We start from the raw sequence: 1,626 nt of genomic DNA, 5'->3' as shown, positions 1-1,626 counted from the left end.
CCTCACCGCCTCCAGCCTCGGCAACCTGCTGACCGCGCGCGGGCTGCGCGTGGTGATGCAGAAGCTCGACCCCTACCTGAACGTCGACCCGGGGACGATGAACCCGTTCCAGCACGGTGAGGTCTTCGTCACCGAGGACGGCGCCGAGACCGACCTCGACGTCGGGCACTACGAGCGCTTCCTCGACCGGGCGCTGTCCGGCAAGGCGAACGTCACCACCGGCCAGATCTACTCCGACGTGATCGCCAAGGAGCGCCGCGGCGAGTACCTGGGCGACACCGTCCAGGTCATCCCGCACATCACCAACGAGATCAAGTCCCGGATCGTGGGGATGGGTGACCCGGACGAGGACGGCCAGCTCCCCGATGTGGTGATCACCGAGGTCGGCGGCACCGTCGGCGACATCGAGTCGCTGCCGTTCCTGGAGGCGATCCGCCAGGTCCGCCACGACCTGGGCCGCGACAACTGCTTCTACCTGCACGTCTCGCTGGTGCCGTACCTGGCGCCGTCGGGCGAGCTGAAGACCAAGCCGACCCAGCACTCGGTGGCGCAGCTGCGCAACATCGGTATCCAACCGGACGCGATCGTGCTCCGCTGCGACCGGGAGATCCCGGTGAAGCTCAAGGAGAAGCTGTCGCTGTACTGCGACGTGGACGCCGAGGCGGTCGTCGCCGCCCCGGACGCACCGAGCATCTACGACATCCCGAAGGTGCTGCACCGGGAGGGGCTCGACGCGTACGTGGTGCGCCGGCTCGGCCTGTCCTTCCGGGACGTGGACTGGACCAGCTGGGACGACCTGCTGGAGCGGGTGCACCGCCCCCGGCACACGGTCACCGTCGCGGTGGTCGGCAAGTACGTCGACCTGCCCGACGCGTACCTGTCGGTGAGTGAGGCGATCCGGGCGGCCGGGTTCGGTAACCGGTCGCGGGTGCAGATCAAGTGGGTGCCCAGCGACGAGTGCGTCACCCCGGCCGGCGCGGCGGCGGCTCTGGCCGGCGTGGACGGCATCCTCATCCCGGGCGGCTTCGGCGTCCGCGGCATCGAGGGCAAGATCGGCACCGCCCGGTACGCCCGGGAGGCCGGCATCCCGCTGCTCGGCCTCTGCCTCGGTCTGCAGTGCATGACCATCGAGGTGGCCCGGCACCTGGCCGGTCTGGACGGCGCCAACTCGGTGGAGTTCGACGAGCAGGCGACCCACCCGGTCATCGCCACGATGGCCGACCAGGAGGACATCGTCGCCGGCCGGGGTGACCTGGGCGGCACCATGCGGCTGGGCGCGTACCCGGCGACGCTGATTGAGGGTTCGATCGTCGCCGAGGCGTACGGCAGCACCGAGATCAGCGAGCGGCACCGGCACCGGTACGAGGTGAACAACGCCTACCGGGACGCGCTGACCAAGGCGGGCCTGCACATCTCCGGCACCTCCCCGGACGGCCGGCTGGTCGAGTTCATCGAGCTGGATCGCGGCCTGCACCCGTTCTTCGTGGCCACCCAGGCGCACCCCGAGTTGAAGAGCCGCCCGACCCGCCCGCACCCGCTGTTCGCCTCGTTCGTCAAGGCCGCTGTGGCGTACTCGCAGGCCGACCAGCTGCCGGTGGACCTGGACGCGGCGGCGGAGGCTCCGAC

Annotated in this window: 1 protein-coding gene; it reads left to right on the top strand. The window is 70.4% G+C overall.

Going from position 1 to position 1,626, the window contains the following annotated elements; translation table 11 throughout:
* Nucleotides 1-1,626 (top strand): CTP synthase (locus KBX53_RS32325; protein ID WP_247676547.1); only part of this gene is annotated, 1,626 nt, incomplete at both ends.

This window comes from Micromonospora sp. M51 (genome assembly GCF_018070305.1).
In the GTDB taxonomy this organism is placed as follows: Bacteria; Actinomycetota; Actinomycetes; order Mycobacteriales; family Micromonosporaceae; genus Micromonospora; species Micromonospora parva.
This window is presented reverse-complemented; position numbering and strand designations above follow the sequence as displayed.